The sequence below is a fragment of the Myceligenerans pegani genome, assembly GCF_014892515.1.
GTDB lineage: Bacteria > Actinomycetota > Actinomycetes > Actinomycetales > Cellulomonadaceae > Myceligenerans > Myceligenerans pegani.
Genome location: NZ_JADBGR010000105.1, coordinates 167,774 through 193,510 on the forward strand (window position 1 = coordinate 167,774; position 25,737 = coordinate 193,510).

Genomic DNA, 25,737 nt, shown 5'->3' on the forward strand with positions numbered 1-25,737 from the left:
ATGGAGGGACAACCGGGCTACGCCGCCCCCAGGGCAGCCCGCCATTCCGCGGGAACCAGCGCATAGCCGACGAACGCGACCACGTCGAGAAGGGTGTGCGCGACGACGAGCGGGACGATCCGGTGCCGGCCGCCGTGCTGGAACCTGGGGGACGTGTAGAACCACGAGAACACGACACCCATCACGACGTTCCCCAGGAACGGCCCGATCCCCTGGTACAGGTGGTACGAGCCGCGCAGCAGCGAGCTCGCCACGATGAACCGGACGCGTCCCCACCCCAGGTCGTGCGTGCGCTCGTACAGGTAGGCGACCGCGATGATCTCCTCCAGGAGCCCGTTGTACAGCGCGGCCAGCAACAGCACCGGCACCGTCCACCAGTGCTCGTTCAGCGCGCTGGCCTGCACCTCGACGGTGATGCCCAGCACGCGCCCGAGTCCGTAGAACGCGAGGCCGGGGATCCCGATCAGGGCCGCCAGGCCCACGCCCCACACGAGATCGCGGCCCGGGCGGGCCCGATCCAGCCCGATGCGGGCGAGCGCGTCCCGGCCACGGGCGCTCAGCAGGTAGAGCGCCAGCGCGACCGGGACCAGGCCGAACCCGATACCGAGCAGCTGGTACGTCAGGTCCAGCCAGGCCCGCTCCGACTGGCTGGCGTTGAGGGTCGCCGTCTGCTCGGCGAGCGGAGTGCCGTCGGTCAGGCGCGCCGTGATGTTGACGATCGCGTAGATCGCCGCCTTGCCCAGGCTCAGCCCCAGCACGATCCATATCTCGGCCCCGATCCGGCGTCGGCTCTCCACAGTGCTCACACGCAGATCCTTACCCGATCGGCTGAGTGCGCCCTGGGACGCGGCGGATCACCGGTTGGACGCCCGCTCGACGAACGCCGCCAGATCCGCGGACTGCCGGATCCGGGCCTCCGGGTGCACGTACATCATGTGCCCGGCCGGGTACGTCCTGGTCTCGATGCGCTCGCGGGCGTCCCGCGGGACGGGCATCTGGTCCAGGCTGTACTCGATCGCCTCGACCGGGACGCCGCCGTCGTACCGGCCCATGGCGACATGCACCCTCAGGTGCGGGTTCACGATCATGGCCTCGGCGAGCTTGCCGGCCACGTCGACGGCCCGGCCCTCGAACTCCTTGTACGACCACGGGTGGACCGCGCCGGTCATCACCTCGTACACCGCGTCGTGGGTGTACTCGAGCTCACCGCGCAGGTAGTGGTGCAGCGCCGCGGCGTACGGCCCGAGGAACGCGGTGAGGAAGGGGTCGTTCGGCATCGTCTCGTGCACGTAGTGGTCCGCCGGGCCGGTGAACCTCGTGTCGAGGCGGCCGGTCACGAGACGCCGGGACCGCAGCAGCTCCGCGTAGGCCCGCAGGTGCTCCGGCCGGAGGTTGGCGCGGTCGACGTAGTCCTCGCTCAGGCCGGTGATCGCGGCGATGCGCGCGACCGCCGCCGCACGGGCGTCCTCGTCCAGTGCCTGGCCGCGGGCGAGCACGGCGCGGTACTCGTCGGCATAGGCGCGGGCTTCGGCCACCACCTCGTCGAGCGACCGGCCCGGGTGCAGCCCGTGATAGTGCGCCGTGGCGGCGTAGACCGGGAGGAAGAGCGGGTTCGGCAGGTCGGAGCCGTCCGCGTGGTAGAGCGTCTCCAGGTTCAGCGCGGGCGCGATCAGCATGACGCCGTTGAGGAACATGCCGAATCGGCGCTGGAGGTACTCCGCCAGCGAGGCGCCGCGGGTACCGCCGTACGACTCGCCGATGAGGAACTTCGGGCTCATCCACCGGTCGTGACGCGACGTCCACAGGCGGATGACCTCGCCGACCGATTCCAGGTCGCCCGTGAAGCCGTGGTACGGCTTGGCCTGCTCGCCCTCGGCCGCGCGGGAGTAGCCCGTGGAGACCGGGTCGATGAACACCAGGTCGCTGACGCGCAGCAAGGTCTCGTGGTTGTCGAGGAGCCCGTAGGGCGGGGGCGTCAGGTTCCCGACGTCCCCCGCGTCCACCCGGCGCGGCCCCAGCAGCCCCAGGTGGAGCCACACCGACGACGATCCCGGCCCACCGTTGAACGCGAACGTCACCGGGCGTCGCGTCACGTCCGCGCCGTCCAGCGTGTAGTAGGTGAGGGACATCTCGGCCTTGGGCTTGCGGCCGTCGTACCTGTCGTCCTTCGTGACCTCCTCGCGCAGCACGATCCGGCCGGTCGTGGCCGTGTAGGTGAGATCGCCGTCCGGGGTGTGCAGCGTGTGGTGGGTGGTGACGAGGTCGTCCCGGGGCTCGGCCCGGCGGGGCGAGGCGTCGCTGCTCGACGGCGGTCCGTCCGCGCCCTTGGTCTCGGGTGCGGAATGGCTGGTGGACTCGGGGGAGGGAGTGTCGCTCACGCCTGGGAAAGTACCGCACCCAGCCACGACGATCGGTCATGCGGCACGCGCCATGGGACGTGTTTGCCCCTTGCGCCAGGGCGCCAGGTTGGGCAAACTGGTTTGCGACGCAAACCGGTTGGGGCTCAGGAGGGCACAGATCATGTCAGCGGACCACGGCACGCCGTCGGGCACCTCGTCGGGCGCGGAACCGGGCGGCGACGCGTTCGACGCGGCCGCACGCCTGAGGATGATCGACGACCAGCAGGCGCGGACCCGCAGCGGTCTCGAGCCCGACTCGCGGCTGCTGTACCTCGCCTGGGGCGCCGCCTGGCTGGTCGGCTACCTCGCGATGTGGCTCACGTCACGTGACGGTGGACAGCCCGCTGCCTGGGCAGGCTGGACGCTCGCCGCGGCCATCGTCGCGGCGATGGTCTTCACGATGGTGCATTCGATCCGGCGCACCGCCGGGATGCGCGGCACCTCGGCACGGGCCGGGGCGATGTACGGCTGGGGATGGATGCTCGGCTTCCTGACGATGTGGGCGATCCTGAACGGGCTCATCCGCGCCGGTGCCGGGGACGAGATGATCGCCGTCGCCGCCAACGGCATCGCCTGCCTCATCGTGGGGCTCATGTACCTCGGCGGCGGCATGGTCTTCCAGGACAACGGCCTGTACGCCCTCGGGGTGTGGATGCTGGTCACGGCGGCCGTCGCGACGCTCGTCGGGCTGCCCGGCACGAATCTGGTCATGGCCCTGCTGGGCGGCGGCGGGTTTCTCGCCATGGGGGCGGTGACCGCCGTCGTCCAGGCACGACGACAGGTGGGCCATGACTGAGAACGATCTCGACGGCATCATCCACGCACCCGCGCGTCTTCGGATCGTCGCCACACTCGCCACGCTCGGCCCGGGCGACGAGATCGCGTTCCCCAAGCTGCGCAAGCTGCTCGACATGACCGCAGGAAACCTGTCCACCCACCTCCGCAAGCTCGAGGACGCGGAGTACGTCGAGGTCACCAAGACCCACGAGGGACGCACCCCGGCGACCTATCTCAAGCTCACCGAACATGGCCGCGCCGCGTTTCGCGAGTACCGAACCGCCCTGGCCGGCCTCCTGAAGGGAACTGGAGCATGAACCTGAACCACGACGGCGAGCCCGTCGTCTCGGTCGACGACGTGACCCGTACCTTCGGCGACGTCGTCGCCCTCGATCACGTCTCGCTGGACGTCGGGCCGGGCGAGCTCGTCGGCCTGCTCGGACCGAACGGCGCCGGGAAGTCCACGCTGCTCTCACTGGTCAGCGGTCTACGGCGGCCCGACGCCGGCACCGTCCGACTGCTCGGCCAGGACCCCACCGACCCGGCGGCGCGCGCCACCCTCGGCATGACCCCGCAGGAGACCGGACTCCCCGCCACGCTGCGCGTCGCCGAGGTCGTGGACTTCGTGGCCGGCCACTACCCCGACCCCGTGCCGACCCCGGAACTGCTGGAGCAGTTCGGCATCGCCGAGCTGGCGCGGCGGCAGACCGGATCGCTGTCGGGCGGGCAGAAGCGACGGCTCGCGGTGGCGCTCGCGATGACCGGGCGCCCCCGGGTCGTGCTGCTCGACGAGCCCACCACCGGGCTCGACGTCGCGGGCCGCACCGCCCTGTGGGACACGATCCGCGCGTGCCACCAGGCCGGGGTGACCATCCTGCTCACCTCGCACTACCTGGAGGAGATCCAGGCCCTCGCGGAGCGCGTCGTCGTCATCGATCACGGCCGCGTCCTCGCCGACGACAGCCTGCCGGCGATTCTCGAACGCGTCGGCGCCAGCCGGGTCTCGTACGCCGGGCCGGGCGGCGTGCGAGAGGAGCACGTCGTCTCCGACTCCGACGAGTTCGTGCGCGACCTGGTGCGCTCCGGCGCGGAGTTCACCGGCCTGGAGATCCGGCACGCCTCGCTGGAGGAGGCGTTCACGGCGCTGACGGGCGGCGCCGCGGAGAACGCCGATCTCACGACCGAAGGAGTGGAGCGATGACCACGTCGACCTCGACGGCGCGGCCCGGATCCGCCGCGCAGCGGCCGCGGCCCTTCTGGACCCTGTCCTGGCTGCACCTCAAGTACCAGTTCCTCGAGACCGTGCGGATTCCCATCGCGGTGATCGGCAACATGGTCTTCCCGGCGCTCGCGATGGCGTTCTTCGTGGTGCCGCAGGAAGAGGTCGCCGGGAATCCGGAGTGGGCCACGATGTCGGTGGCCGGGCTCGGGCTCTTCGCGGTCTGCTCCGCGAGTCTGTTCACCCACGGCGTCGGCGTCGCCGAGGACCGGCAGCTGCCGTTCTACCCGTACCTGCGTTCCCTGCCCACGGGCCCCGGGCCGCAGATGGTGGGGCGTGTGCTCAACGGCGCGATCTTCGCGCTCTTCGGGCTGATCCCGCTGATCCTCGTCGCCGTGCTGTTCACCGCGGCCACCGCGACGCTTGCGCAGGTGGTGGCGGGTATCGGCGCGATCCTCGCCGTGGCGGTGCCGTTCGTCCTGCTCGGACTCGGTGTGGGCTACGCCCTGCCGACGAAGGCAGCGCTCCCCGTGGTGCAGGTCGTCCTGTTCCCGCTCGCGTTCATCGGTGGCCTGTTCATGCCGCCCGAGATCTTCCCCGGCTGGCTGGACGGCATCTCCATGGCGACCCCGACCCGTGCCGGTCGCGACCTCCTGGTTCAGGCCCTCACGGGCAACGACGCCTACGCCCTGGCGCTGCCCGTCCTGGTGGGCTGGACGGTCCTGTTCGCGGCTCTGGCGGCGTGGTCGTATCGCAGGGACGAGGGACGCAGGTTCCGCTGACGGTTCCTGACGTCCCCCGGTGCGGCGGCCGTGGCGCGGGCCGCCGCACCGACGCGTCCCGTGGGCACAGACGGGGCGGTCGGTCTCCTTCTCGAGGAAGCCCGCCGCCCCGTCGCGCCCTGGGCACAGACGCCGGCCGCGGTCGGTTCAGCCGGTCGGTTCAGCCAGGGGGATCGCGGTCGGTTCAGTCAGGCGGTTCAGCCGGGCGGATCGCGGTCGGTTCAGTCCGTCGATTCGGCCAGGGGAATCGCTGTCGGCAAGGCGGTCGAGCAGCTCGTCGAGGAGCGCGCGCTCGCCGGGGCTGAGCACGCCGTCGGAGTCGTCCAGTACCGCCTTCAGGCCGATCGCGAGGCGGGCGAGGTCCGGTGTTTCGACGGGAGGCCGTCCCGTGACGGCGCCGATGGTGGCCTCGCGGAGGCGCCGGGACCGTTCGAGATCGCGTTCGGTGGGAGGTGAGGCGATGAGGCTGAGCGTGATCCCGACGCACGCGGCGTGGACCATGGTGATGACGGTGTCGACGCCGGCCGTGAGCTGCCCGGCCGCGGCGATGCGCTCCACGAGCATACGCAGCCGCGCCATGGCCTCCTGCACCGCGGGCGGGCGGTGGCCGGCGTCCGCCTGGCCGTACATGAGCAGGTAGTGAGCGGGGTAGTCGAGGCCGAAGCGGACATGGAGATCCCAGCCCGCGTGGAGGTCCGCCACCGGGTCGTCGGTCAGGCGCTGCTCGTGCTTGCGCCGCAGGTAGTCGTCGAAGCCGCTCTCGGCGACGGCGTCCAGCAGCCCGCGCATGTCGGTGAACAGGCGGTAGATGGTGGGGGGCTGGACGCCGGCCGCAGCGCTCACGGCCCGGGTGGTCACCGCGTCGCGGCCCTCGGACTCCAGCAGCCGGGTCGCGGCATCGACGATGCGCTGCCGCACTTCCTCTCGCTCACCCATGAATCGATGATAACAGGAAAGTGCTACCGTCTTGACTACCGATGAGAACGGTGTAGCGTTATCGACGATAACGAGGAGGGTGACATGCGAATCACCGAACGGACAGCCACCGTCGTGGCGCTCGTGGCCGCGCTCGTTCTGAGCGGCTGCACCGCATCCGAGGACCCGGTGCCGGTCCGCGGTCCCAGCAGCACGGCCGGTGTCGGGTCGGTCGCGGAGCCCGGCGAGCCGGTCGAGCTGGTGACCGGTCTGGACTCGCCCTGGGGTCTGGCGTTTCTGCCGGACGGCTCGGCGCTGGTCTCGTCCCGGCTGACGGCCGAGATCCGGCGCGTTCCGGCCGATGGTGGTGACGCCGAGCTGGTGGGTGTCGTGCCCGGCGTGGAGACCAGCAGCGAGGGCGGTCTGCTCGGCCTGGCGACCTCGCCGGACTTCGCGGCCGACCGGACCGTGTTCGCGTACGTCTCGGGTTCTCCCACGAACCGGGTCACGGCCCTGCGCATCGGCGAGGACTTCGACTCGGTCACCGAGGAGCGGGTACTGCTCGAAGGTATCGAGACCGCCGATCGGCACCACGGCGGCAGGCTGCGCATCGGCCCGGACGGCAACCTGTGGATCGGCACCGGAGACGCCTTCGATCCCGAGAACGCGGCCGACGACGACTCCCTCAACGGCAAGATCCTGCGCATCGGCCTCGACGGCTCGATCCCCGCGGGCAACCCGTCCGGCACCGCGATCTACTCCAGCGGCCACCGCAACGTCCAGGGCATCACGTTCGGGCCCGACGGCACCGCCTACGCCTCGGAGCTGGGTCACCGCACCTGGGACGAGGTGAACGTCCTGAACGCCGGCCTCGACTACGGCTGGCCGGAGACGGAGGGCATCGCAGGCGACACCGGCGAGCCGCCGATCTTCACCATCCATCCCGACGACGCCTCACCGTCGGGCATCGCCTACGCCGCCGGCTCGCTGTGGATGGGCGCCCTGGGCGGCCAGCGACTGTGGCAGCTCCCGGTCGACGGCCCCGCGCCGGCCGGGGACCCCATCGAGCACCTCGCCGGCGAGTACGGACGCATCCGCACCGTCGAGGTGGCCCCCGACGGCGCCCTGTGGATCGTCACCTCCAACACCGACCGTGCCACCTGGGGCGGCACGGACCCGCGGCCCGGTGACGACCGCATCCTGCGCGTCGAGCTGACCCCACCCGAGTGAGCCCGACCGGGCGAGCCCGGCCGGACGAATCCGACCGGGTAGGTCCACCGAGTGAGCACACCCGAGGATCCACCGACCGCACGAACACGAACCCACCAGAAATCCGGACGGACGTCCGCACGAACATCCGAAGGAGCAGGACACCATGAAGATCACCGGAAACACCATCCTCATGGCCGGGGGTACCTCCGGCATCGGGCTCGAACTCGCCCTCCGGTTCCACCGTGCCGGGAACAAGGTCATCGTGGCCGGCAGGCGTCGCGAGACGCTCGAGGCGATCGCCGCCGAACACGACGGGATCGAGTACGAGGTCTTCGACGTCACCGACAACGCCTCGATCCGGCGACTGTTCGAGACGGTTACGGCCAAGCACCCAGAGCTCGACACGCTCGTCGCGATGGCCGGGATCATGCGGCCGGAGCGGATCCTCGACCCCGAGTCCCTGACCACCGCGGAAGAGACCGTCGCGACCAACCTGCTGGGCCCGATCCGCCTCGTCCACGCCTTCACCCCGTTCCTTGCCCGGCAGCCGGCCGCCACGATCCTGACCGTCACCTCCGGACTGGCCTACGTGCCACTGACGGCCACGCCTACCTATTCGGCGACCAAGGCCGCGATCCACTCCTACACCGAGACGCTGCGCGAGCAGCTACGGGACACCCCGGTGCAGGTCATCGAGATCGCCCCGCCGCTGACACGCACCCGGCTGATGGGCGACGGCACAGACAACGACCGTGCCATGCCCCTCGACGAGTTCGCCTCGGAGGTCATGGAACTGCTGGAGACCGAGCCGGACGCGAACCAGATCCTCGTCGAACGCGTCAAGCGCCAACGCTGGGCCGAGGCCAACGGCAACTACGACGAAGTCTTCACCCTGCAGGCAGGACGCTGACGACGCGTCCCGGCAACGGCCCACCGCCCTCGGCCTCGACGCGACGAGGCGGCGGGCCGTTGACCGGCCCGCCGCACGGTCGAGCTGCTCAGCGCCCCGGCGATCTGCCCTCCCTGTCGAGCTGCTCAGCCTGCCCGTCGCAGCCGGAGGCTGTTGGTGACGACGAGCACCGAGCTCGCTGCCATCGCGGCGCCCGCGATCATGGGGTTCAGCAGGCCCGACGCCGCCAGCGGGATCGCCGCGACGTTGTACGCGAAGGCCCAGAACAGGTTCTGCTTGATGATCCGCAGCGTCTGGCGCGACAGCCGCACCGCGGACCCCGCGGCGCGGAGGTCGCCGCGTACCAGCGTGATGTCGCTCGCCTCCATCGCGACGTCGGTCCCGGTGCCCATGGCGAGCCCCAGGTCCGCCGTCGCCAGTGCGGCGGCATCGTTCACGCCGTCGCCGACCATCGCCACGGTCCGTCCCTCCGACCGCAGCCGGGAGATGACCGCCGCCTTCTCGTCGGGCAGCACCCGCGCGATCACGTCGTCGTCGGCGATTCCGACCTCGCGGGCTGCGTGGCGAGCCGCTCCCTCGTTGTCGCCGGTCAGCAGGACCGGCCGGAGGCCGAGGCCCCGGAGCTCGTCGATCGCGGCCGACGACGTCGGCTTGGCGGGGTCCCGCAGCACGAGGACTCCCCGCGCGGTGCCGTCGATCGCGGCCACGACCGCCGTCGCCCCGGACGACTCCGCCCGTTCGACGGCGCTCGCCACCTCGGCGGGGACGGCGACTCCCTGGCCCTCGAGCCAGCCGGCGCGCCCGACCGCGACCCGGCGCGTGTTCAGGCCTGTGCCGATCGAGCCGGCGGATCCCGGTCCGTCGCCGAGACCCGCGTGCGACCTCCGCACCAGTCCTTCGACCCCGCCCCCGGGATGGGCCACGAAGCCACTGACCTCGAGGCCGCCGTCGTTCGAGGAAGCCTCCGCGACCAGGGAGTTCGACGACCCGTCCGTCACCGAGACGGCATGGCCCGAGTCGCCCTGCCCAGCCTGCCCCCGCCCGGTCTCCTTTTGCCCGGTCTCCTCCTGCTCGGCCTGCTCCCATGTACCGGCCCGCGCGACCGCCTGGGCGATCGGGTGCTCGCTGAGCGCCTCGACGGCGGCCGCGTAGCGAAGCACCTCCCGCGCCTGCCCGTTGCCGGACCCGGTTGACGCGTCCGGTCCGGTCGATTCCGGCCGCTCGGGGGTTCCGGACAGCGCGGAGGCGCCCGGCACCACGACGTTCTCCAGCGTCATGCGGCCCTCTGTCACCGTGCCGGTCTTGTCGAGCACGATCGTGTCGACGCGCCGCGTCTGCTCCAGCACCTCCGGGCCGCGGATCAGGACGCCGAGCTGAGCGCCGCGACCGGTGCCGACGAGGATCGCCGTCGGGGTGGCCAGGCCCAGCGCGCAGGGGCACGCGATGATCAGCACCGCCACGGCGGCGGTGAACGCGGCGTCGGAATCACCCGTCGCGAGCAGCCAGCCCGCCAGCGTCAGCGTCGCGATGACCAGCACCACCGGCACGAACACCGCCGAGATCCGATCGGCCAGCCGCGCCACCGGGGCCTTGCCCGTCTGCGCCTGGCTCACCAGCCGTCCGATCCGTGCGAGCGTCGTCTCCTCCCCCACGCGCGTGGCCCGGACGAGCAGGTGACCCGAGGTGTTGACGGTGCCACCGACGACGGCGTCGTCCACGGCGACGTCCACCGGCACCGGCTCGCCGGTCACCAGCGACGTGTCGACCGCGGACACCCCGTCCACCACGACGCCGTCGGTGGCGACCGTCGTGCCCGGCCGGACGGTGAACACGTCGCCGACGCGAAGATCGGACACCGGCACGGAGGTGGTGCGCCAGCGGCCGTCGTCGGATCGGAGCGGCGCGCCGTCCGGGCCGAGCGTGACACGCTCCGCGTCCTTGGCGCCGAGGGCGAGCAGTGCCCGCAGCGCGTCACCGGCGCGCCGCTTGCTCCGCCACTCCGCGTACCGGCCGGCGAGGAGGAAGGTCGTCACCACGGCGGCGACCTCGAAGTACACGTGCGGCTCGGCGCCCGGCATCGGCGAGAGCGCCTCCGCGACCAGTTCCCACAGGGACCAGACCGTCGCCGCGATCACGCCCAGCGAGACGAGCGTGTCCATGGTGGACGAGCCGTGCCGTGCCGCGCGTGCGGCCGCGGAGTGGAACGGCCAGGCCGCCCAGGTCGCGACCGGTAGGGCGAGTGCCGCGACCAGCCACAGCTTCCCCGGGAACTGGATCGCCGGGACCATCGACAGCACCAGCACCGGGACGGTGAGGATCGCCGCGACGCGCAGGCGCCGCAGCAGGTCCTGGCCGCGGTACTCGGTGTGCTGGTGCCCGGCGTGCTCGCTTCCGTGCTCGCCGTGCGCGGCCCCGCCGGGGGCGTGCGCGCCCACGTGCCCACCGTGCGCGCCCCCGCCCGGGGCGTGCGTGTCCTCGTGAGCACCGCGGCCGCCGCCCTCATGCGGGGCGACCTCCGCACGATCGGAGACATGCTCGCCCGGCCCCGCGGAGATCTCCTGGCCGGCCCGGGCAACGGCTTCGGCACCCGACGCGTCCGCCCCGCCCTCGCTCGCGGCGCGCGGAGCCGAGCGGCGAGAACGTGTCACCCGCGCCCGGTACCCCGCCGATTCGACGGCCTTGAGCAGTGCCGCGTCGTCGACGTCGTCGGACAGCACCACGTGCGCCGACTCCAGCGGCAGGTTCACCGTCGCCCTCACGCCCTCGACCTTGTTGAGCTTGCGCTCGACCCGCGCCACGCACGACGCGCAGGTCATGCCTTCCACGGCGAGCTCGACCTCGCCCGTCCGGGCGGGCTGCTGCCCGGCCTCGTGCTCAGCGTGCACGGTCACGGTCCGTCCTCCTCAGCCTGTGTCCTGTAGTCGGTGGGGCCACTGCCGGATGGTCGATCCGTCATCGGCCGGTTGATCCGTCATCGAATGCTCGGCCCGTCCGACGACGGTCGATCACTGCCCGACGATCGGCAGCATGCGGTTGGCCTGGCGCGCCGGCGCCTGCGCGCTCGACTCGGCGGCCACCGCGTCCTCCAGCACCTCGACGCTCTCGACCGTGTATCCGGCCTCGTCGACGGCGTCGCGCAGCGGCGCCTCCGTCAGCGGCAGCTTCGAGACGACGGCGACGCGGGAGGTGCCGCCGGCGTGCAACTCGATGGACACGTCCTGCACGTCGGCGAGGGCCTTGAGCTCGTTCGTCACGGCGGACGCGCAGTGCCCGCAGGTCATGCCGGTCACGTTCAGGGTGGTCACGGTGGTCATGTCGGTCTCCTTCTGGTGGTCGGTCATTTGTCGAGCGGTCGGTCGGATGTCCTTGCGGTCGGTCCCCTCGGCGGCCGACCGCAAAGACGTCCGGCCGACCGCATGAGGGACCGCATGAGACGGGGCGGCCGCGGGCCTCACATCCGGACCAAGCGGCCGATGGCGTCTGCTGCCTCACGGACCTTGGCGTTCGCCGCGTCGTCGTCCCCCGACCGGGCCGCGTCGACGACGCAGTGCCCGATGTGGTCCTCGACGAGCGCCAGGCTGACGGCCTGGAGCGCCTTGGTCACGGCCGAGACCTGGGTGAGAACATCGATGCAGTAGGCGTCCTTGTCGATCATCTTGGCGATGCCCCGCACCTGACCCTCGATGCGGCGCATGCGCTTGAGGTACGCCTCCTTGTCGGAGGCGTAGCCGTGCGGTCCGTCGTGCGGACCGGATCCGTGCTCCTCGTGCTGCCCGACGACGGCGGCCGTGGTGGCGTGGCTGCCTTGTGTCTCATGGTCGCTCATACCGCCACTATACCCCCAGGGGGTAGCTACGCCGCAAGGGGCAGCGGCATCGTGCGCCTGTCGGCACGCAGAGAGCGGCGGAGTTCCGGTGTTTCTGCCCGATTTGACCGGGCCCTGGACGCCAACCTGAGAAACCGGTATCTTGCGTGGAAAGCGATATCCGAGGGATGTCGTGGAGCCCCACCTTCAACGACGAACGTGAGGAAGACCATGAGACGACCAGGAGCACGACTCATCGCCGGGGTCGCCACGGTGACGCTGGCGGCCACCATCGGGGTGGCGACACAGTTCATGCCGGAGGCGCAGGCCGTCGGGAACGCCACCGGCTACGCAACCCAGAACGGCGGCACCACCGGTGGCGCGGGCGGCGCGACGGTGCGGGCCACCACGGGGACCCAGATCCACCAGGCCCTGTGCTCGCGGGCCAGCAGCAGCACGCCGATCATCATCGAGGTCGAGGGCACCATCAACCACGGCAACACCAGCAAGGTGTCCGGCGACAGCTGCAACACCGCCGACGACGTGATCGAGCTCAAGCAGATCAGCAACGTCACCCTGATCGGCGTCGGCCGCGGCGCGGTCTTCGACCAGCTCGGCATCCACGTGCGCGAGGCGAGCAACATCATCATCCAGAACGTCACCGTGCAGAACGTCAAGAAGTCCGGATCGCCGACCTCCAACGGCGGCGACGCCATCGGCATGGAGTCCGGCGTCCGCAACGTCTGGGTCGACCACGTGGACCTGCGCGCCTCGGGCGGCGAGTCGGAGGGCTACGACGGGCTCTTCGACCTGAAGAACAACACGCAGTACGTGACGCTGTCCTACAGCACGCTGCGTAACTCCGGCCGTGGCGGACTCGTCGGATCCAGCGACAGCGACACGAGCAACTCGTACATCACGTACCACCACAACATCTACGAGAACATCGACTCGCGCACCCCACTGCTGCGCGCCGGGACGGCACACACGTACAACAACCACTTCGTGGGCCTGAACGAGTCCGGCATCAACTCGCGGCTCGGCGCGCGGGTGAAGGTCGAGAACAACTACTTCCAGGACTCGTTCAACCCGCTGGGCACGTTCTACACGGATGCCATGGGCTACTGGCAGGTCAGCGGCAACATCTGGGACAACATCACCTGGAACAGCGGCGACCACCCGGCCGGCCCGAACCCGACATCGACCACGTCGGTGAGCATCCCGTACTCCTACTCCATGGACCGGGCCGAGTGCGTGCCCAACCTGCTCCGCGCGACGGCCGGCTCGCACACCAACATGGCCGTGTCGGACGGCAGCTGCTCGCCGACGCAGCCCGACCCGGACCCGACCGACCCGACCGACCCGGGTGACCCGGGTGACCCCAGCGGCGACAACCTGAGCATCGGCGCTGGCGCGGACGGCTCGAGCAAGGCCAGCGGCACCAGCTACGGCAACGTGATCGACGGCGACATGGGCACCCGCTGGTCGCCCACCGGTTCCACCGGCCGGATCTCGGTCAAGTGGGGCTCCGACGTGACGGTGTCCTCCATCGTGATCCGCGAGGCCGCCGGTTCCGAGGGGAACATCGGCTCGTACGACGTCGTGAACCACGACAACGGCGATGTCCTGACCAGCGGCAGCGGTGCGGGAGTCATCACCTTCTCCCCGACGACGCTCAGCAAGATCAACTTCGTCGTGAAGAGTTCGTCCGGCACTCCGGCGGTCGCCGAGTTCGAGACCTACGCCGGCACGCCGTCCGGCGGCGGCACGCCTACCGACTCGCCGGACGACGGCACGGGCGAGCCGACGCGCATCGAGGCCGAGTCGTCGTCGGCGACCTGCGACGGCACGATCGACGCGAACAACGCCGGATTCTCGGGCACCGGGTTCTGCAACACCCCGAACACCACCGGCACCGCCGCCGGATTCAGCATCGGTGGCGCCACCGCCGGCTCGGCGACCCTGGCGTTCGGCTACGCCAACGGCTCGACGGCGGCCCGCAGCGCGAACCTCGTGGTCAACGGCATGACGGTGGGATCGCTCTCATTCGGCCCCACCGGATCCTGGACGAGCTGGTCCACCGAGTCGGCGACCGTGAACCTCGACGCGGGCGCCAACACGGTCGAACTGGTCGCCACCAACTCGGCGGGGCTGGCGAACATCGACTACCTCGACAGCTCCACGGGCACCGATCCGGGCAACGGCGGCGGTGACCCCACCGATCCGCCGGTCGGGGACGCGCTGTACGCCGCTCCGAACGGCTCGGACAGCGCCGCCGGCACCGAGAGCGATCCGACGACGCTCACCGCGGCCATCGCGGGCATCGAGGCCGGCGGCACGATCTACCTGCGCGGCGGAACCTACTCGCTGTCCGAGACCGTCCACATCGAGCCGGACAACGACGGCCTCTCCGGGAACCGCACGGAACTGTTCGCCTATCCCGGCGAGACGCCGGTGCTGAACTTCTCGGCGCAGAGCGAGAACTCGTCCAACCGCGGGGTCGCCATCGGCGGCGACTGGTGGCACCTGCGCGGCATCATCGTCGAGCACGCGGGCGACAACGGGATCCTGCTGGGCGGTAACAACAACGTCATCGAGCGGGTCGTGACCCGGTTCAACGCGGACACGGGCCTCCAGCTGTCCCGGTACACCGCCGGGGCGCCCAGGAGCGAGTGGCCCTCGAACAACCTCATCGTGTCGTCGGAGTCGCACGACAACGTCGACTCCGACGGCGAGGACGCCGACGGCTTCGCGCCAAAGCTCACGGTCGGCCCCGGGAACGTCTTCCGGTACACGGTGGCCCACAACAACATCGACGACGGCTGGGACCTCTACACGAAGTCGGACACCGGCCCGATCGGTGAGGTGCTCGTCGAGGACTCGCTCTCCTACGAGAACGGGACCCTGTCCAACGGCGGCCAGGCCGGCAACGGTGACCGCAACGGCTTCAAGCTCGGCGGCGAGGACATCGGCGTCGACCACACCGTGCGGCGCAGCATCGCCTTCGACAACGGCAAGCACGGGTTCACCTACAACCGGAACCTCGGGTCGATGACCATCAGCAACAACCTGAGCATCGGCAACGAGGAGCGCAACTTCAACTTCGACGGCGGCTCGTCGACGTTCCGCGACAACACGTCCTGCAACAGCGGGTCGACCGACCGGATCATCGGCAACGACGCCGGAGGGAACCAGTGGTGGTCCGGTTCCAACGGCTCCCGCTGCTCGCAGTACAGCGGCGACCTGGACTGGAGCTTCGACTCCTCGGGCCGCCTCGTGGTGACGATCGGCGGCACGGTCGTCAACCTGTCCTGACCCACCCCCGACCCGCCGTCGTCGGCCGTGAGGCCTCTCCGGCCGACGGCGGCGCCTCCATGTGCCCTACGCCTCCGCCACGGCCGCCGCCCGGGCCGCGGCCGGCAGCGCCTCCAGGACGCGGTTCACCGCGGCGTCGTCGTGCGCCGCGGACACGAACCACGCCTCGAACACCGACGGCGGCAGCGCGACCCCCGCATCGAGCATCGCGTGGAAGAACGCCGTGTAGCGGAACGACTCCTGCGCCTGGGCCTGCCGGTAGTCGCGGACGCCGGACACGGCCGCCAGAGGGCCGAAGAACACGCTGAACAGCGATCCCGCCCGCTGCACCACGTGCTCGACGCCCGCCGCGGACAGGGCCTCGCCCGCCGCGTCGGCGATCGTCGCGGCCGCCCGGTTGACGTGCGCGTACACGGCGTGGTCGGCGAGCCGCAGCGTCGTCAGGCCGGCGGCCACCGCGACCGGGTTCCCCGACAGCGTGCCCGCCTGGTACACGGGCCCGAGCGGCGCCAGGTGATCCATGATCGACACCGGCCCGCCGAGCGCGGCCACCGGCATGCCGCCGCCGATCACCTTGCCGAACGTGAACAGGTCGGGCGTGTAGCCGGCCCCGCCGGCCTCCCGGACGGCGGCGTCCTCCAGGCCCCACCAGCCGGACGGCCCCACGCGGAAGCCGGTGAGCACCTCGTCCATGACGAACAGGGCGCCGTGTCGGCTCGTGATGCGGCGCAGTCCTTCGTTGAAGCCCTCGTGCGGTGGCACCACACCCATGTTCGCCGGGCTCGCCTCCGTGATCACCGCCGCGATCCGGGAGCCGTGCTGGGCGAACGCCGCCTCCACGGCGGCGAGGTCGTTGTACGGAAGCACGAGCGTCTCCGCCGCCGCGGCCTCGGTGACCCCCGCGGACCCCGGCATCGCGAGCGTCGCGACCCCCGACCCGGCCTCCGCGAGCAGCGCGTCCACGTGCCCGTGGTAGCACCCGGCGAACTTGACGATCATCGGGCGGCCCGTGACCCCGCGCGCGAGCCGCACCGCCGTCATGGTGGCCTCGGTCCCCGTGGAGACGAGGCGGACGTGCTCGGCGGCCGGGACCCGCCGTCGTACCTCCTCGGCGAGGTCGACCTCGGCGAGAGTCGGCGCCCCGAACGACAGCCCGCGCGCCGCGGCCTCCCGGACCGCCGCCACGACCTCCGGGTGCGCGTGGCCCAGCAGCGCCGGGCCCCACGAACACACCAGGTCCACGTACTCACGCCCCGCCACGTCCGTGACGTACGGGCCACGGGCCGACTCCAGGAACCGCGGGTCGCCGCCCACGCTCCCGTACGCCCGCACCGGCGAGCTCACTCCGCCGGGAATAGCGGCCTGCGCCCGCAGGAACGCGGCATGGTTCGGGTCCTTGCGCAGCGCCTGGGTCTCGATCTCGCTCACGTCAGAAGTCTCTCTCCGGTCGTTCCTGCCGGGCCCGGCTCAGCCGAGCCAGCCGGCGATGTCCAGGGCGAAGTAGGTGAGGACCAGGTCCGCGCCCGCGCGCTTGATGCTCGTCACCGATTCCAGAGCCGCCGCCCGCCGGTCGATCCAGCCGTTCGCGGCGGCCGCCTCGATCATCGAGTACTCGCCCGACACCTGGTACGCCGCCACCGGCACGTCGCTCCGGTCCGCGACCGCGCGCAGCACGTCGAGGTACGAGCCCGCCGGCTTGACGAGCACGATGTCCGCGCCCTCGGCGAGGTCGAGGTCCGCCTCGCGCAGCCCCTCCCGGGCGTTGCCCGGATCCATCTGGTAGGCACGGCGGTCGCCCTCGAGCTGGGAGTCCACGGCGTCGCGGAACGGCCCGAAGAACGCGCTCGCGTACTTCGCGCTGTACGCGAGGATCGCGGTGTCCTCGAACCCGGCCTCGTCCAGCGCCTCGCGAATCATCGCGACCTGCCCGTCCATCATCCCGCTCGGCGAGACGACGTCGACGCCCGCGCGGGCCTGCGCCACCGCCATGCGCGCGTAGCGGTCCAGTGTGGCGTCGTTGTCCACGCGCCCGTCGCTCGTCACGATGCCGCAGTGGCCGTGGTCCGTGAACTCGTCGAGGCAGGTGTCCGCCATGATGACCGGCTCCGGACGGTCGTCGGTCCCGTCGACTCCCGCCACCGCGTGCCGCGCGATCCGGATCGCGCGCTGCAGGATGCCGTTCTCGGCGTCGCCCTGCGATCCCGTGGCGTCCCGGCGCTCCGGGATGCCGAACAGCATGACGCCACCCAGCCCGGCCTCGGCGGCCTGCGCCACGGCCTTGCCGAGCGACTCCTCGGTGTGCTGCACCTGGCCGGGCATGGACGGGATCGGCTGGGGCTCGAGCAGCCCCTCCTTGACGAAGAGGGGCAGGATCAGGTCCGCCGGGTGCAGGCGGGTCTCGCTGACGAGGCGGCGCATGCCCGGCGTCGCGCGCAGGCGGCGCGGCCGGTACACGATCCCGGAGGTGCTCACGGGTGACTCCTTCGTGCTGGTCGGGCGTGGTGGTCGGGTCGGACGGAAATCATGGCAGGTCCAGGGCATGGACGACGGCGGTCGCGAGCGCGTCGTCGGTCGGCGCGGCCGCGACGGCGACGACGTCGTGCCCCGCCTCCCGGGCTGCCCGGGCGGACGGTTCGCCGATCGCGACCACCCGCTGCGGCCCGAGCTGTGCGGCGAGCTGCCGCGCGGCGGACCCGGACGCGACGACGACGGCGTCGTACCCCGCGGTCCTCGCGTGCCCGACGACGTCGCGTGGCAGGTCCCGCGCGACCGTGCGGTACGCGGTGACGACGTGCGGATCCCACCCCTTGGCCCGCAGCCCTTCGGCCAGGGTGGGTGCGGCGAGATCCCCGAGCGGGACCAGCACCCGGCTCCCCGGCTGCCGGCTCCCCGGCGGGTCGTCCGGGCCGCCGCCCCGGCCCTCGCCGACCACGCCGTTCTGCGTGCCGGGAGCGCGGTCATGACTCGGCATGGCCTGGTCGTGCTCCGGGGCAGGCGGCGTGGGGGCGGCGTTCGCGGCCGGTGCGTGGGGGAACGCGGTCGCCAGGCCGGCCGCCGTCATGGCGCCTGCGGGAACGAGGGCGACGGCGTGGCCGCGGGCCTCGATCGCCCCCCGTGTGGCCGGCCCGACGCAGGCCCACCGCGTCTCCCCGGCGCCGCTCGGGTCCGGCGCGTTCGCCGCGGACCCGTCGAACGGCGGTGATGCATCGCGGGAGGGCGCCTCGGACCGGGAACCGTCGTGGTCGGTCGACGGACCCAGCAGGGCGTCCACCGCGTTCACGCTGGTCACCGCTACCCAGGCATACTCCCCGCGGGCAAGGGCGGCGCGCGCTTCGTCCAGGCCGGCCGGATCGTCCACGGGCGCCCGCTCGATCACGGGCGCCGCGACGGCGTCGACACCGGCCTCGCGGAGCAGGTCCAGCAGCGGTGCGGCGCGCCCGTGCGAGCGTGCGACGAGGACGCGCGGCCGGGTGGTTCCCCGGCGATCGTCGTCGGGCCTGTCCACGGGGACCGTCGAGGTCACTCGCCCTCCGTAGCGGCGCCTCCGCCAAGGCCCGGTCCCGACGAACGTGGGCCCGAGGAGCCCGGGCCCGAGGAACTCGTGCCGGCGGCCACCGTGACCGGCGTCCCCAGCGGGGCCAGCTCGTCGGCGCCGGCCTGCAGGAGCGTCTCGGCCAGGCGAACGCCCAGCTCCTCGGCGATCTCGTCCAGGCCGGGGTCCGCGCACGCACGGTCGCCGACGGCGTACGGCCCGAGGTCCGCGCTCAGGTTCCGCACGATCCGGCCCGCCCCGCTGACGGCGGCGACGACCGACCGGAGGCGCAGCTCGCCGTCGGCCAGCACCGCGTACGCGCCGACCGGCGCCGCGCAGCCGGCCTCGAGCCGCGCGAGCACCGAGCGCTCCGCCAGCACGGCCAGGCGGGTGGCGGGATGGTCGAGATCGGCCAGCGCGTCGGCCAGGCCGGGATCCGGGACGGTCCCGGCCGGACCGCGGACGACGTCGGCGGTCCGGACCTCCACGGCCAGCGCGCCCTGCCCCGGGGCGGGCGTCATGGTCTCGATCGGGATGTACTGGCTGATCACGTCCGTCCTGCCGACACGCTTCAGACCCGCCGTGGCGAGCACGACGGCGTCCAGGTCCGCCTCCGGCCCCAGCGCCCGGTCGAGCCGGGTACCCACGTTGCCGCGGATGTCGACGACCTCCAGGTCGGGTCGCGCGGCGCGGACCTGCGCGGCGCGGCGCGGCGAGCCCGTGCCGACGCGCGCGCCGGTCGGCAGTGTGGCCAGCGTCAGGCCGTCGCGGGCGCAGAGCGCGTCGCGCGCGTCCTCGCGCTCGGGCGTGACGTACGTGAGCTCGGGGTGCGGCGCCGTCGGCAGGTCCTTCAGGGAGTGCACGGCGACGTCGCAGCGGCCGTCGAGCAGTGCCTCGCGCAGGGCCGTGACGAAGACGCCGGTGCCGCCGAGGCTCGCGAGCGACCCCGTCTTCACGTCACCCTCGGTCCTGATCCGGACCAGCTCCACCGGACGCCCGGTCAGCTCCTCGATCCGGCGGGCGACCGTGCCGCTCTGCGTCATCGCGAGGGCGCTGCCGCGGGTGCCGAGGCGAATGGGGGCACCGGGTGCGCCGCCGGGAGGTGTGCTGACGGAAGTAGGGGTCGAGGTCACCAACCCAGTCTCCACCCTGGAGGGCGTACAGACGAAACGGACCCTGTTCCACCGGTGAATGTCACACCGGGGCGTCACCTCCCGCGACCGCGAGATCTCCGCCGGGACCACGCGGGCGGTGCCATGCTCCTGCGGGAACGCGGCCGACGTCGCGCTGGCCGCGCTCGCCCCGGACCCGTGCGGCCGACCTCGTGTCAGCTGGTCCGGTGGGCCGGCGTGCCGGCCGCGCGGGTGATCGACTCCGCACCCTCGATCACCGCGGCCTCCTGCGCCCTCGCCCGGGCGCGGGCCTCCGCACGCACGGCGACGATCCGCGGGTGGAGGTCGGCGTGGATGCGCCGGCGGACCCCGCGCGCGACGCCGTCGACGTCCTCCGGCGTCGGCGGCGGGTCCCCGGCGGCCGCGCGTTCCTCCGCGAGCCGGGCGACGGCGTCGTCCACCTCCGCCCGGACGCGCACCTCAGCCTCGTCCAGCAGCGCGACCACCGCCGCGTCCGCCTCGCGGCCGAGCCGCGTCTCCTCGAACGCGCGGGCGGCGTCGTCCACGATGTCGCGCGCCTGCCCGACGACGTCCAGCGCCACCGCCGGGGCATGCGCCTTCAGGCTGGCGAGATCGTAGAGCAGCACGCCCTCGACGTCGGCCACCTGCGGGTCGACGTCCCGGTGCAGCGCGAGGTCCAGGACGACCAGGGCGGTGGGCTCCGGCTCGTCGCCCGCCCGGTCGGCGGCCCGCTCGCGAGCGCGCACGACGGCGGCCGCGTCCAGCACGTGGCCCAGACTGGCCTCCGGCGCGGGCCGGTCCTGCGACGACACCGGTCCGGGAGTGCCCGCCTCCTGGGCTGAGGCGCCGACCTGTGCCCCATCGCCGTGTGCGGCCCCCGGCGCCGTGACATGCGGGCTCGTGTCCGGCTCGGCCCTGGGCACGTCGCGCGCACCCACGACCGCCGTCGTCCCCGGATGCGAGCCGCGGCCCCGGGCACCGCTGCACGAGACCACGACGTCCGCGTCCGCCAGGGCCGCGATCAGGTCGTCGACGGCGTCGACACCGTGCGATTCCGCGAACAGCGCCGCGCGGCCCGACTGCGAGTACACGCCGATGTCCGTGCACCCGCGCGCCCGCAGCGCCGCGACGGACGCGCCCGCGTATGACCCGGTCCCGATCAGGACGGCGCGCGAGGTGTCCCAGCGGGACACCTCGCTCTCGGCGAGGTCGAGGGCGAGCGAGACGACGGACCGGCCCGCGGCGCCCAGCTCCGTGTCGGTGCCGACCCGCTTGGACGTGCGGGACGCCGTCTGGAAGAGGAGCTCGAGCGTCTTGGAGGTGGTCTCCTGCTCACGTGCGACGGCGAGCGACCGCTTCACCTGCCCGGCGATCTCACGTTCACCGACGACCATCGAGTCGAGGCCCGCGGCGACGGCGAACAGGTGCTCGGTGACCTCGGGGCCGGTGCGCACGGTGAAGGAGCCGACGGCGGTCTGCGTGCTGACCCCCGACTCGCCCGCGACGAGCTCGGCGACGTGCCGGGTGGCGTGGCCCACGGTGTGGCCGTCCAGCGGCGCGTCCACGTCGAGGTAGAGCTCGAACCGGTTGCAGGTGGAGATCACCACCGCCCCGACGACCGGCCGGCACGTGCCCACGACGGTACGCCCCACGGACGCGGATCCCATGGACAGGCGTTCCAGCGCGTCCAGGTCGAGCTCGCGGTGGGAGGCGGTGAGGGAGAGGAGAACCACAGTGCTCCGACTTTATGGGGTGGCATGCCGCAAGGCACAATCGGTAAGCGTGAACCTCGCCACCCTCGCCCCCTCCGCGGGCGCCGCCCTCCCGGCCGATCATCCGCTCGTCGACGGGCGGACAGCCACGGCGCCGCTGATCCGTGCGCTGCGGGGCGACCGGCCGGAGCGCCTGCCCGTCTGGTTCATGCGGCAGGCGGGCCGGTCGCTGCCGGAGTACCGCGAGGTGCGGCAGGGGATCGGGATGCTCGACTCCTGCCTGCGGCCGGATCTCGCGTCGGAGATCACGCTGCAGCCCGTGCGGCGGCACGGCGTGGATGCCGGGATCTTCTTCAGCGACATCATGGTGCCCCTCAAGCTGGCGGGTGTCGGCGTGGACATCGCCCCCGGTGTCGGTCCGGTGATGGACCAGCCGTACCGGACCGCCGACGACGTCGAGCGCCTGGTGGCGGCCACCCTGGACGACGACGCGCTGGCGCCGGTCCGGGAGGCCGTGGCGCTCACGGTGGCCGAACTGGGCACCACGCCGCTGATCGGGTTCGGCGGCGCGCCCTTCACCCTGGCCGCCTACCTCGTCGAGGGGCGCCCGTCGCGGGACCACCTCGCGGCGCGGACGATGATGCACGGCGCTCCGGAGACGTGGAGCCGGCTGGTGTCGTGGACGGCGGACATCACGGGCGCCTTTCTCCGGGCGCAGGTGGAGGCCGGGGCGTCGGCGGTGCAGCTCTTCGACTCGTGGGCCGGGTCACTCTCCCAGGCGGACTACACGGGCCGGGTCGCCGGGGCGTCGGCGCGGGCGCTGGCGCACGTGGCCGGCCTGGGCGTGCCCGCGATCCACTTCGGGACCGGGACCGGGCACCTGCTGGGCGCGATGCGCGACGTGCTCGCCTCCGCCGGGGTGGCGAAGCACGCCGTCGGGGTGGACTACCGCACGCCGCTGGACGAGGCCGCCGAGGCGCTGCCCGGCGTGCCGCTGCAGGGCAACGTCGACCCGGCGCTCCTCGCGGCGCCCTGGCCGGTGCTGGAGGCGCACGTGCGCGACGTCGTGGCGCGGGGCGCCGCCGCTCCGGCCCACGTGCTGAACCTCGGTCACGGCGTCCCGCCGGAGACGGACCCGGCCGTGCTGACCCGCGTGGTGGAACTGGCGCACTCGCTGTGAGCCGGAGCCGGACGGCAGGAGCGGAGACCGGGCGGCGTCGCCGGCCGCGGAGATGAGGCAGGGGTGACCGAGGCAGGGGTGACGAGCGTGGCGGTCGAGGCGGACGCCGTCGTCGTCGGCGGAGGGATCGGGGGGCTGGTCGCCGCCTGGGAGCTGAGCCGGCGCGGGGCGCGGGTCGTCGTGCTGGAGGCGAGCGAGCGTGCCGGCGGGCCGATCCACGGCGGGGTGTTCGGCTCGCTGCCCGGCGTGCCGGTCGACCTGGGCGCCGAGTCGTTCGCGGTGCGTGGCGGCGCCGTCGAAGGGCTCGCGGAGGAGCTCGGGCTGCGGGTGGAGGCGCCCGCCGCGCTCGGCGCCTGGGGGTTCGCCGCCGGGAGGGCGTTCCCCCTGCCTGCGGCCGGTCTGCTCGGGATCCCGTCGCGGCCGTGGGCCGCGGACGTACGCCGCGCCGTGGGATGGCCCGGCGTGATCCGAGGGTCGCTGGATCGCGTGCTGCCGCGCCGCTTCGCCGCGTTCGACGACCTCGGGGCACTCGTGCGCTCCCGTATGGGCAGGCGGATCACCGACCGGCTGGTCTCGGCCGTGGCGGCCGGGGTGCACTCGGCGCCGCTGGACCGGCTCGACGTCGACGCCGTGGCTCCCGGGCTGCGGCGGGCGTTCGAGGAGGCCGGCTCGCTGTCGCGGGCGGTGGCACGGATCCGGGCGGCGGCGCCGCCCGGATCGGCCGTCCGAGGGATCGACGGTGGCGTGCACACGCTGGTGGACGCTCTGGTCGACCGCCTGGACGTGCGGACCGGGCACCGGGTCACCGAGATCGACGGGGATTGGACGATCGCCGCGGACACCCCGGACGGGCCCGCCACGTTCCGCACGGGTCGGCTCGTGGTCGCGACAGCGGGGGTGGCGCCGCTGCTGACCAGCCGGTGGCAGGGCCTCTCTGCACCGGGCTCGGGAGTCGAACCGGGCCCGGGCGCGGGTTCCATGACGGAACCAGGGACGCCGACCGGCTCGCCCGCGAAGCCGCCCGTCCCCGAGCGTGGCGCCGACATCTGGCTGGCCACGCTGCTGCTCGACGCGCCCGAGCTGGACTCCGCGCCCCGCGGGACGGGGATGCTGGTGGCGGGCGGTGCCGCCCGGCCGGGCGACCGCCGTCGGACACCGGTGCGGGCGAAGGCACTCACCCATGCGACCGCCAAGTGGCCCTGGCTCGCGCGGCGCGTGCGCGACGCGGCGGGGCCCGGCGTGCACGTGGTCCGGCTGAGCTACGGCCGGATCGGTGAGCCGACACCCGAGCCCACGCCCGAGGAAGCCGCACGCGACGCGTCCGCCCTGCTCGGCGTGGACCTCGCCGGGCGCGTGCGGGACGTCGTGACCCAGCGCTGGGACGGCGCGCTCCCGCCGCCCACACCGGCCTACCGTGCGCGGGTCCGCGAGTTCCTGGACGCCGCCGAGCGCGTTCCCGGGCTCGCCGTCACGGGCGGCTGGGTGGCCGGTACAGGGCTGGCGGCGACCGTCGCCCACGCGCGTGCGGCGGCCGCAAGAATGTGACCCTCGTCACGGAACCTCGGGGCGGCCGAGATCGTGCAGGACCCCGAACTGCCGGGTTGGTGTGTCTTGGCGTGTGGCGAACCACAAGTGCGATGTCGCACTTTTGCTCCCATTGCTTAATTTCGGCGGCACGCAAGGGGATCCGAATTCGCGCACCGCGCCTGATCCAGGGGGTTAGTTCCTTGAAGCACGCAGCACCGAAGAAGAAGGCCGGGTCCGTCCCGGTCTCGCGCACCATCGCGACCGTCGCCATCGCGACCGCGGCGGCCGGCGCGGCCACCCCGGCCATGGCGGCCGAGCTCCCGCAGCCGGACCTGGGCCTCGGTGACCTGCCCACCACCGACCTCGTCGACCTGCCCGACCACGACGCCCTGGTCTCCGACCTCTCGGGCGTCGTCGCCGACCGGGGCGTCGACTTCCCGGGCGTCGAGGTTCCGGAGATCGTTCCGGCCGCGCCCGCCGAGCTGGCGGACCTGGCCGAGGCCGGAGCCCTCGTCGACAAGGCCGGGGCGACCGCCCAGGACGCCGAGGCGATCGCCGGGAGCGTGATGCCCGCGTCGATCCCGCCGGTCGAGCAGGTCGCCCCGGACTACACCCTGCCCGGTTTCTCGGGCCAGGGTGACGTCGTGCCGGGCGTTCTCGCCGCGGCCGAGGTGGTCAAGGGCTCCGCCGAGAGCGCGGCGCACGGCGCCCCGCACGTGGCCGCCGATGCCGTGGACCCGGCGGTGCGGGGCGTCATGGCCGAGGCCGGCGGCGTCACCGACGTCGTCGACGGCGCGTCCGCGGCGACGGACGTCGTCGACGGCGCCGCCGGGGCGACCGATGTCGTGGACGGCGTGGCGGGGGCCACGGACGTCGTGGACGGCGTGGCGGGCGCGGCCGACGTCGTGGACGGCGTGACCGGCGGGGCGGACGTCGTGGACGGCGCGACCGGCACGGTCGACGAGGTGGCCGGGAAGGTCGCCGGTGTTCCGGGCGACGACATCGTCGGTGGCGCGACCCGGCCGGTCGAGGACGTCGTGGACGGCGCGGCCGGCCCGGCCGTCGCGGGCGGCGTGCTGGACACGGCCACCGGCCTGGTCGGCTGACGCATCGAGCGCTCATCGAGTGGCCCGCGCCAGGGTCACCGCCGCCCGGCCCCGCGAGCGCGGGGCCGGGCGTCTCGCTCCCGTGCCGTCGCCCTGCGAGTTCCCGTGGTCGTTGCCCGGCAAAACGGCTGATGAGCACTTCCTCGCGGACGAAAGTGTGATCTTCGTCACGGAACCTCGGAACGGGCGATTTCGTGCCCCAGTGCGAACTGT

Annotated in this window: 21 protein-coding genes; 10 read left to right on the plus strand and 11 right to left on the minus strand. The window is 72.8% G+C overall.

Annotated elements, in window-relative coordinates:
• Window positions 1-17: 17 nt before the first annotated feature.
• On the minus strand, window positions 18-806 hold the full coding sequence (locus tag IIE03_RS20000) for a CPBP family intramembrane glutamic endopeptidase (protein ID WP_318843089.1): 789 nt from the start codon (window positions 804-806) through the stop codon (window positions 18-20).
• Window positions 807-854: 48 nt separating this feature from the next.
• Complete coding sequence (locus IIE03_RS20005) at window positions 855-2,378, minus strand: S10 family peptidase (protein ID WP_192864521.1); 1,524 nt, start codon at window positions 2,376-2,378, stop codon at window positions 855-857.
• A gap of 142 nt (window positions 2,379-2,520) precedes the next feature.
• Between IIE03_RS20005 and IIE03_RS20010 the strand changes: the two genes are divergently transcribed.
• From IIE03_RS20010 to IIE03_RS20025, 4 genes are read left to right on the plus strand one after another with little or no spacing between them, the layout of a single operon-like run.
• The gene (locus IIE03_RS20010; protein ID WP_192864522.1) at window positions 2,521-3,195 is read left to right on the plus strand and encodes a hypothetical protein; all 675 of its coding nucleotides are present in this window, start codon (window positions 2,521-2,523) and stop codon (window positions 3,193-3,195) included.
• The gene (locus IIE03_RS20015) at window positions 3,188-3,493 is read left to right on the plus strand and encodes a transcriptional regulator (RefSeq protein ID WP_192864523.1); all 306 of its coding nucleotides are present in this window, start codon (window positions 3,188-3,190) and stop codon (window positions 3,491-3,493) included. Before IIE03_RS20010 ends, IIE03_RS20015 begins: the two co-directional genes overlap by 8 nt.
• On the plus strand, window positions 3,490-4,377 hold the full coding sequence (locus IIE03_RS20020) for an ABC transporter ATP-binding protein (RefSeq protein ID WP_192864524.1): 888 nt from the start codon (window positions 3,490-3,492) through the stop codon (window positions 4,375-4,377). Before IIE03_RS20015 ends, IIE03_RS20020 begins: the two co-directional genes overlap by 4 nt.
• The gene (locus IIE03_RS20025; RefSeq protein WP_192864525.1) at window positions 4,374-5,177 is read left to right on the plus strand and encodes an ABC transporter permease; all 804 of its coding nucleotides are present in this window, start codon (window positions 4,374-4,376) and stop codon (window positions 5,175-5,177) included. The genes IIE03_RS20020 and IIE03_RS20025 overlap by 4 nt, the downstream gene beginning before the upstream one ends.
• A 147-nt stretch (window positions 5,178-5,324) precedes the next feature.
• On the opposite strand, the gene IIE03_RS20030 is transcribed toward IIE03_RS20025, so the two are convergent.
• Window positions 5,325-6,113 (minus strand): TetR/AcrR family transcriptional regulator, encoded by a 789-nt coding sequence (locus IIE03_RS20030; protein WP_192864526.1) that lies wholly within the window; start codon window positions 6,111-6,113, stop codon window positions 5,325-5,327.
• An 84-nt stretch (window positions 6,114-6,197) separates the two neighbouring features.
• Here IIE03_RS20030 and IIE03_RS20035 point away from each other — a divergent pair, with 84 nt between their 5' ends.
• Window positions 6,198-7,322, plus strand: coding sequence for a PQQ-dependent sugar dehydrogenase (locus tag IIE03_RS20035; protein WP_192864527.1), 1,125 nt, complete (start codon window positions 6,198-6,200; stop codon window positions 7,320-7,322).
• A 145-nt stretch (window positions 7,323-7,467) separates the two neighbouring features.
• A complete protein-coding gene (locus tag IIE03_RS20040; RefSeq protein ID WP_192864528.1) occupies window positions 7,468-8,214 on the plus strand; it encodes an SDR family oxidoreductase in 747 nt (248 codons plus the stop codon).
• Between the two features lie 125 nt (window positions 8,215-8,339).
• Here the strand turns inward: IIE03_RS20040 and IIE03_RS20045 are convergent, their stop codons facing one another.
• The 3 genes from IIE03_RS20045 to IIE03_RS20055 all read right to left on the minus strand — a co-directional run bounded on the left by IIE03_RS20045 (window position 8,340) and on the right by IIE03_RS20055 (window position 12,040).
• Complete coding sequence (locus IIE03_RS20045; protein ID WP_318843090.1) at window positions 8,340-11,105, minus strand: heavy metal translocating P-type ATPase; 2,766 nt, start codon at window positions 11,103-11,105, stop codon at window positions 8,340-8,342.
• Between the two features lie 114 nt (window positions 11,106-11,219).
• Window positions 11,220-11,528 carry a heavy-metal-associated domain-containing protein gene (locus tag IIE03_RS20050; protein ID WP_192864529.1) on the minus strand — a complete coding sequence of 103 codons (309 nt, stop codon included), beginning with the start codon at window positions 11,526-11,528 and terminating at the stop codon, window positions 11,220-11,222.
• Window positions 11,529-11,665: 137 nt separating this feature from the next.
• Window positions 11,666-12,040 carry a metal-sensitive transcriptional regulator gene (locus tag IIE03_RS20055; protein WP_192864530.1) on the minus strand — a complete coding sequence of 125 codons (375 nt, stop codon included), beginning with the start codon at window positions 12,038-12,040 and terminating at the stop codon, window positions 11,666-11,668.
• 210 nt (window positions 12,041-12,250) lie between these two features.
• On the opposite strand from IIE03_RS20055, the gene IIE03_RS20060 reads away from it, so the two are divergent.
• Window positions 12,251-15,334 carry a pectate lyase family protein gene (locus IIE03_RS20060; RefSeq protein ID WP_192864531.1) on the plus strand — a complete coding sequence of 1,028 codons (3,084 nt, stop codon included), beginning with the start codon at window positions 12,251-12,253 and terminating at the stop codon, window positions 15,332-15,334.
• Window positions 15,335-15,400: 66 nt separating this feature from the next.
• Here IIE03_RS20060 and hemL read toward each other — a convergent pair whose 3' ends face one another.
• From hemL to IIE03_RS20085, 5 genes are all read right to left on the minus strand, one after another.
• On the minus strand, window positions 15,401-16,762 hold the full coding sequence (gene hemL, locus IIE03_RS20065; protein WP_318843091.1) for a glutamate-1-semialdehyde 2,1-aminomutase: 1,362 nt from the start codon (window positions 16,760-16,762) through the stop codon (window positions 15,401-15,403).
• Between the two features lie 39 nt (window positions 16,763-16,801).
• Entirely contained in the window at window positions 16,802-17,806 is a 1,005-nt protein-coding gene (hemB, locus tag IIE03_RS20070) for a porphobilinogen synthase (RefSeq protein WP_318843092.1), read from the minus strand.
• 49 nt (window positions 17,807-17,855) lie between these two features.
• Window positions 17,856-18,857, minus strand: coding sequence for a uroporphyrinogen-III synthase (locus IIE03_RS20075; protein WP_192864533.1), 1,002 nt, complete (start codon window positions 18,855-18,857; stop codon window positions 17,856-17,858).
• Window positions 18,854-19,999, minus strand: a complete 1,146-nt coding sequence (gene hemC / locus IIE03_RS20080) for a hydroxymethylbilane synthase (RefSeq protein ID WP_192864534.1) — start codon at window positions 19,997-19,999, stop codon at window positions 18,854-18,856. The genes IIE03_RS20075 and hemC overlap by 4 nt, the downstream gene beginning before the upstream one ends.
• A gap of 194 nt (window positions 20,000-20,193) precedes the next feature.
• On the minus strand, window positions 20,194-21,732 hold the full coding sequence (locus IIE03_RS20085; RefSeq protein ID WP_192864535.1) for a glutamyl-tRNA reductase: 1,539 nt from the start codon (window positions 21,730-21,732) through the stop codon (window positions 20,194-20,196).
• A gap of 49 nt (window positions 21,733-21,781) precedes the next feature.
• Between IIE03_RS20085 and hemE the strand changes: the two genes are divergently transcribed.
• From hemE to IIE03_RS20100, 3 genes are all read left to right on the plus strand, one after another.
• The gene (hemE, locus tag IIE03_RS20090) at window positions 21,782-22,891 is read left to right on the plus strand and encodes a uroporphyrinogen decarboxylase (RefSeq protein WP_318843093.1); all 1,110 of its coding nucleotides are present in this window, start codon (window positions 21,782-21,784) and stop codon (window positions 22,889-22,891) included.
• A gap of 63 nt (window positions 22,892-22,954) precedes the next feature.
• Entirely contained in the window at window positions 22,955-24,436 is a 1,482-nt protein-coding gene (locus tag IIE03_RS20095; protein WP_318843094.1) for a protoporphyrinogen/coproporphyrinogen oxidase, read from the plus strand.
• A 182-nt stretch (window positions 24,437-24,618) separates the two neighbouring features.
• Window positions 24,619-25,524 carry a hypothetical protein gene (locus tag IIE03_RS20100; RefSeq protein ID WP_192864537.1) on the plus strand — a complete coding sequence of 302 codons (906 nt, stop codon included), beginning with the start codon at window positions 24,619-24,621 and terminating at the stop codon, window positions 25,522-25,524.
• The last annotated feature ends 213 nt before the right edge of the window (window positions 25,525-25,737 follow it).